The 7,019-nt window shown below is 43.4% G+C and carries 5 protein-coding genes; all 5 read left to right on the top strand.

All coding sequences use genetic code 11. The features are described from left to right. Positions 1 to 433: 433 nt before the first annotated feature. The 5 genes from tnpB (at position 434) to drt3b (ending at position 6,372) form a co-directional block, all read left to right on the top strand. On the top strand, positions 434 to 793 hold the full coding sequence (gene tnpB / locus T500_RS0114620) for an IS66 family insertion sequence element accessory protein TnpB (protein ID WP_028908718.1): 360 nt from the start codon (positions 434 to 436) through the stop codon (positions 791 to 793). Between the two features lie 289 nt (positions 794 to 1,082). Continuing rightward, positions 1,083 to 1,928, top strand: a complete 846-nt coding sequence (locus tag T500_RS0114615) for a hypothetical protein (RefSeq protein WP_028908717.1) — start codon at positions 1,083 to 1,085, stop codon at positions 1,926 to 1,928. A gap of 451 nt (positions 1,929 to 2,379) precedes the next feature. Continuing rightward, on the top strand, positions 2,380 to 2,733 hold the full coding sequence (locus T500_RS0114610; protein ID WP_155267586.1) for a hypothetical protein: 354 nt from the start codon (positions 2,380 to 2,382) through the stop codon (positions 2,731 to 2,733). Then, positions 2,726 to 4,183 (top strand): antiviral reverse transcriptase Drt3a, encoded by a 1,458-nt coding sequence (drt3a, locus tag T500_RS0114605; RefSeq protein ID WP_028908715.1) that lies wholly within the window; start codon positions 2,726 to 2,728, stop codon positions 4,181 to 4,183. Before T500_RS0114610 ends, drt3a begins: the two co-directional genes overlap by 8 nt. Further along, entirely contained in the window at positions 4,165 to 6,372 is a 2,208-nt protein-coding gene (gene drt3b, locus T500_RS0114600; protein WP_028908714.1) for an antiviral reverse transcriptase Drt3b, read from the top strand. Before drt3a ends, drt3b begins: the two co-directional genes overlap by 19 nt. Positions 6,373 to 7,019: the final 647 nt, after the last annotated feature.

The raw sequence follows: 7,019 nt of genomic DNA, 5'->3' as shown, positions 1-7,019 counted from the left end.
CTCCGTTTTTTAGGCCCGTTTTAGGCCTTTTTCAGCTCCAGAACTGAACGGATTTGACCGTTTTTAGTGGGGGAACATGCTCCGTTTTATCTAACATTGAGACCCTTTGGAAACAGTATTCCGAGGAGGGTGTAAACAAGGGTATCTCGGTAGCTCAGTTCTTTGAATCCAACGGTGTTCCTTATCATACGTTTGAGAAATGGTATAAGAAGAAGTATTCCAGGGAAGGGATCGTTGATTGCGTTGTGAAGGGCTCTCCTGATGCAACAATCCAAGTTTCTGACGAAGATGGCCGGGAGTATTCAAGAACTGAAAAGAAGAAAGAGATTTATATCTCCTATGTCAATATAGGTCTGAGTAATGGCATAAAGATTGACCATCACAGACTGACCTATGGCGAGCTGGTTTGTTTCATTAATAAGTTGCAGGCGTTATGTTCAGTCTGAGTGGTGCTACGAAATTCAAGTATATCCCTAACTACAAGGATATGCGTGGTGGATATGACAAGTTGCATGGCGTAGTTTGTACCCTTGATGGTAATATGGAGGAAGGCACGGCATACGTTTTCACATCCAGGAATCAGAAACTGGTGAAGATTATCCGCCATGAGAATAACGAGTGCCAGCTTTATATGCAGAAGTACGATCATGGTATGGGTTTCATACGACTAGAGTTTGACGGAACCAAGCCAATATATGTTTTGGAATGGAAATACCTGACGGCCCTTTTGAGCTGTCCAGTCATCAAGAAGATTGATTCAATTGAAGTGAAATACGATAATGATGCGGCATAATGACATCTTTGGTGTTAAAAATGCGTAATTTGCATCGGCCAAAAGGAATTTAAAAGATTGTTTAATACAATGATAATCAGACGATTACGGCTAAAAATCAAGTACAACAAAAACTGTATAGGAGGCTTCAGGGCGTTAAGTTTTGGCGTGTCATATAGGGCTGTATTGCAAGTGTTGTTCGAGTCCTTAAATTGGTCTAAACGTCTGATATTCAGATTGTTAAATGATATTTATATGTTTGTGTATGTCGTGAAATATGCGTACCTTTGCGAAGCAAAAGTCCCATATTATGGCAGATCAACATGTAGACATAGAGCGCATGATAATGCAAGCCCATTACAAGATGCAGCTGGAAGCAGAGGCATCATCTGTAAAGGGTGACCAATTGTCTGATATGGAGCGAGAGCAGTATCAAAACCAGATAAAAGATCTTCTTCAGGCCTTAGAGACTGTGTTGAAGTCTAATAATGCTATGGGAGAAGAATTGCGGAAGGTTTCTGCAGCCTACGATGACTTGAAGGCTAAGTATGAGAAGCTGGAGGGTGAGCTTGCCATGCGCAAGCGTGGCCAGCACGGTAAGAGGAGCGAGAAGCCCAATGACGATTCATCTTCTGATAAGGAAAAGACGAAAGACGAAGATGAGGATGATTACATCAAGAATGGCAGCAAGAATGATACGCCTCCTGCAGAGGAACCTGAAGAGGAAGAAGCTCCTTCATCTGAGCCTATAGAAAAGAAACTTCGCGATTTAAGCAATCGTCCAGACCATTACAATAAGATGCATTCCGATGTATGTGTTATACATGAATGTGATTTATCAAAACTAAAGGATATGGGCTTGGAGTTTATCCGCTATACGAGACCTGTCGATCAGTTTGATAGAATCAGCATTACACGTCAGGACGTATATAGGTATGTCTGGGTACGTGACAAGAAGACCGGTAAGGAGTTTGCCTTCTTTGTTCCCAAAGACGAAAAGCGTGAATGTATCTTTGTCAATGAGTCAGAATATGATATGCCGAGTCTTGTCCCTCATACAAGCTGTACCTGGAGAATGCTTTCGGATTTGGGCGTTAACAGATACCAGTATGCCCTTTCATGTGGCAGGGAAATGTTCCGTATGTTTATTTCTTAGATAAAAACGGAGCATATCCGTTCACTTCTAAAAATTCAAACGCCTCGGAGAAGAATGGCACTTCTCTGAGACGTTTGTTGTTTTTTGCCACTTTTTATAATTTTTTTGTGAAATGTTTGGTAGTTTATAGAAATTTAGTATATTTGCAGGCTGAAAAGGGTATTGCAACAGACTGTATCCTCAATTACTTAAAATGTGAACAAAATTAAAATATACCGTAAAGTGCTGAATCTTAACTATTTAAGATCTGCCTTGCGGAAAATTTGCGTCCCCAAGGGATAGGTTTTGTGTAGATAAAACGGTACATGTCCCCTTGCTAATGTGGCTCTTTCTATTTTAACATTTAACATTTAACATTGGTGCCGCATTCCCATCCGAGGCTGCAATGAATCAGGCAATTTTCAAAGAGATGGACCACATAAAGAGAGAAAACCTATATGCGCAGCCCTCAATGAGAAAAAGATGCCTGGAAGTGAGGATTCGCTCAAACGGACAGTTCTCTCTCGACAAGTTGATTGAGGGGATGCTTAAAGACCAGAGTCCGCTTTTCAGGGAGTTCTATAAGATGATGGTGGATGTTAGGTTTCAGAAAGATAGTCATAGTAGTAAAATGGCGAACTCGTTTATAGACTTTGTGAATCTTGACGTGGTAGAAGCCAACAGGAATATTCCGCTTATATTCATCACCGAAGAAGACCTGTTTAATGAAATGATGGATAAAGTGGATTTGGAGTGTCTGAATGACACCAAGGAATTTTATAAGGAATATTATTTAGATCCCAAAAGGAAGGGTAAGAATGCTTGACCAATCGTTTACTGCATATCATTTTAACGAGATCTTTCAGATAGAAAGGCGAAAGGGAAATATTCGAAAGGAGTATTTCCCTGAGCCGTATTTGGCTGTACTGGAAGAAGGACACCGACTGAATGATGTGATCAGGGAGCTGAAAAGCGTCAAGCGTACCGAGTGGACTGACGAACAGAAACAGGAATATAAAGAAACCAAGGAAGCCATCAAAGAAAACCAGAAAGAACGCCGCAAGGAGGAATCTAAATGGTTGGAGGTGATTGCGGATAAGGTAAACGACCCGCGATTCAGGATAACCTTGGACACGATAGACCTTGACGATAAAACGGGATATACAGTGCCGAATGAGGTGGAGTACCTGTTTGTAATGAAGACTCTGCAAGCCAACTTGAAGAAGGTTTTCAAGGTGCAGCAGGCCAACCGACACCGCATTATGACGCAGGTGAAACGGTTGATGAATGAGAGTACACCCAAGTACATTATCAGAACGGACGTTCACCATTTCTACGAAAGCATTCTACAAGACAGACTCTTGGAAATGCTGAAGGGCAACACTCTGTTGAGCAAGATGTCAGTACGATTTATATGGCAGATATTGGAAGAATATGAGCGAAAGAAAGACACAGAAGAGCCCAAAGGACTGGGTGTGCCTCGTGGCGTAGGCGTGAGTGCATATCTGTCTGAAATCTATCTGAGAGGCGTGGACGAAAGCATTAAGCACCGACCGGAAGTGGTGTTCTATGTGAGATATGTGGATGACATCTTTATCATACTGTCGCATCTTCCCATAGGGACGACGCTGGAGGAATATTACGATGGCTTGCGTGATGAGTTTGCCGCTTTGGGACTGTCGCTGATGGATCCGAACAATCCAGAACAGAAGAAGAAACTTTTGCTTGAAGACTTTCATACATACTTGAAGAATAAAGAGACCAAGCAAGGAAACTTTAATTATCTGGGCTACAACTTGAAATGGCTGCGGAGTGGAGGCGAATCAGGAACAAGGCTTATCACCAAGTTTGGACTATCGGACGACAAGAAAAAGAAGTTGTTCCGAAGGTTGAACAATGCGTTTGTCCACTTTGAGGAGAAAACGAAATACAGCCTGAGCGAGGCTCGGATGGATTTGCGGGATTCGCTGCGGATGATAGCGGGAAACTACAGGTTGACTAAATCGAAGAGTGGCATCAAGGCAGGTATCTACTACAGCAACGACCTGCTGACTGAAGTTGGGGAACTGAAGACTTTTACTAAATTTGTACACAATAGAAAAATAAAAGTATACTCCGAGGTACTGAAAGGTATGCCGGAGCGCGACCAGTATATAGCGGGCATAAAGGCAATGGTGAAGCAGTTTGATTTCCAGAAAAGCTGGAAAGAGCGTAAGTGCTACACAATGGCCGACAAACGAATTAGGGAAATATCACAATGGCTATCAAAAGAATAAAGAAGAAACTGAGATACAAGAAGGAAAGGGTGCTGCTTTCGGATACCCTTCCTTACGAATTGCCATTGATATTTACGAATCGTGGCTTTTACCGCTATCTGGTGAAGAACGAGATAGAGGTGAATGAGAACGGCATGTTGCGGTGGTCGAAGAAAATGCCAGACGCTGCATTTTTGCTGATGAAACTGCTGATGAACTTGGGTGACCATCTGAAGAAGAGCGACGGAAGCGTGGATGTCAACGAACAGAAACCAACGATACCGTTTAACTACAAGATAGTACACAAACCGACAAAACCGAGGGTGTTGTCGCTAGTGCATCCAGCCAGTCAGGTTAAAATGGTGGCTTTCTATGAGAAGTACCGCTCGTTGATGCTGCATTTTACGGGAAAGAGTAAATTCTCCATTAGGCACCCGAACGATGTGGCCTGCTATTTCTACTACCGGGACCGACTGCATAATAAGTTGTTGGGCAGGAAAGTTGACAGCACGGAGCAGTTCTTTAATGAGTACGAGAACCTGAGGACGTATTTCAGTTATCAGGAGTTCTCGAATATCTACAAGTTCTACGAGAGTTACCGCTACCAAAGGGCTGAGAAAAAATACCAGCACCTGTGTCGACTAGACTTGCAGAGCTGCTTTGACAGTATCTATACCCACACCATAACGTGGGCTGTGAATGGCGGCAAGAATGTGTTTAAGGAGGTATTCCCATTTCCTGGCGATGACAAAACCTTTGGCGGTGAGTTTGACCACCTGATGCAGAAAATGAACTTCAACGAGACCAACGGCATAGTGATTGGCCCAGAATTCAGCAGAATATTTGCAGAAATCATCTTACAGTATATCGATACCGAAACGGAAAGAAAGGCACTAACGGAGAAAGGGCTGAAACTGAAGAAGGACTACGAGATATACCGCTATGTAGATGATTATTTCATCTTCTACAACGAGCCAAAAGTGCTGGAAGATGTTCAGGCTATACTGGTAGAACAGTTGCAGGACTATAAACTGCGCTTTGGTGCTGGTAAAGGCGGAAACTATGACTGCCCTGTGGTGACGGATATCACACGTGCCAAAATCAGGATAGACGATCTGATTGACGATAACCTGACGGTGAGGGCTTACAGAACGCATCAGCGGAAGGTGGATGTAGAAGAGACAGAAAAAGACAAAGCCCACGATGCTGACGAAGAGGAGGAAGAGAAGAATCCGACGCAGGACAAGATAGATGAGGCTGTAGCTAACAAAGACCGGCTGCTGCTGAACGCCAATGAATTCAATGCCAAGTTCAAGGATATCGTAGCCACAACAGGTGTGGAATATACTGATGTGCTGAACTACACGTTAATGCGCATAGGCATCAAGACAGAGACGCTGCTGAAGGACTTTGACAAGGAGATGAAGATACTCTCGATGGCAGAAGAACAGACAGAAGAAGTGGTGAAGCAGAAGAGACGCAAGGAGCGTATGCTGGTGAACTATCTGCAAGAACTGATAGACTCCATCTTCTTCCTGTATGCACGTAGCAAGAAAGTGAACACGACACTGAAGGCTATCATTGTACTGAACGTGATACTGGATTATGTGCAGAGCGACTACCACTATCCCAAAGAGGCACCGCGAATGAGCAAAGAGGCCAGGGATGTGGTGATGAAGAAACTGAGGGACGAGATAGCCCTGCTGTTCCAGACTTCGACGTTCAACGAGTACACGCAGTTGGAGATATTGTATTTCCTGATTGTGCTGAAAAAGATGGGTTCGCAATACTATATGCCCCAACGTGTATTGAATGGTTACCTTTCGAACAAGGAGGAAGAGAAACCCAAGCTGAATGACCTGAATATGCTGTCGGTGCTGCTATTGCTCTACTATTGGGGGAACAGTACCAAGTATGACAAGGAGAGGAGTCAGGTGCTGGAGCAGGTGAAGAAGAAATATGAAAGCGTGACACCAACGATGAGACGGCAATACACGGAACTGGTGATGCTGACTGTAGAACTGTCCTCATGCCCATTTGTTGAACAGAAGGAGAAACATGAGCTGTTGAAACTGATGGGAGTAGAGGATAGGAACGAAAGACTGAAAATCATCCACTATTTGGGCAGACATGGATTCTGCGTCAGATGGATAGGACTTAATGTTACCAAGGAACTTGGTGCAAAAATATCGCAGGAGGTTTATTCGTAGGTTTTTCAATAAACAGACGAGATATTCCTCTGATATGCGAGTATGAGTGTCAAGTGTTCAGACCCTAAATATCGTACACACATAACTTGACACAGGTCACAGCGACCAACAATTAGGTCTTCAGGGTCTGAGGCCTATCATATGAAATGACGACACATTATTATATGACGAGCCCCTGCATCTCTTTCGGGAGGGCAGGGGTTTCTTTTTGGGGTGTTGGTGGCTGATGCCAGCGCCTAACACCCCGATTTCGGTGTAAAAGTACAAAAATTGGCTGAGATGTGCAAAAATTTTAAGGAAAAATTTAGTTGGTTTGATAATTTTGCGTATCTTTGCAACCGATTTTAACACAACGAGATTTAGATAATGAAGTGTAATACTTATAAATACATGGCTAATCCGACGCTCCGACTCGACGGAAAAGTGGCTCCTGAATATGGAACCGCTTACTTCTGCGTGTTCGCGTCGGTGGACCTCATTATCTAAATAGTCCCGCAGAGTACATAAAGAATTAAGCTCCATATACAGACGGCCACTTGGTAGATTTACTGAGTTAGATAAAACGGAGCATGTTCCCCCACTAAAAACGGTCAAATCCGTTCAGTTCTGGAGCTGAAAAAGGCCTAAAACGGGCCTAAAAAACGGAG

It is taken from the genome of Xylanibacter ruminicola Ga6B6 (assembly GCF_000687715.1).
Taxonomy (GTDB): Bacteria; Bacteroidota; Bacteroidia; order Bacteroidales; family Bacteroidaceae; genus Prevotella; species Prevotella ruminicola_B.
The sequence above is the reverse complement of the archived record's forward strand: the minus strand, read 5'-3'. Positions and strand labels throughout refer to the sequence as shown.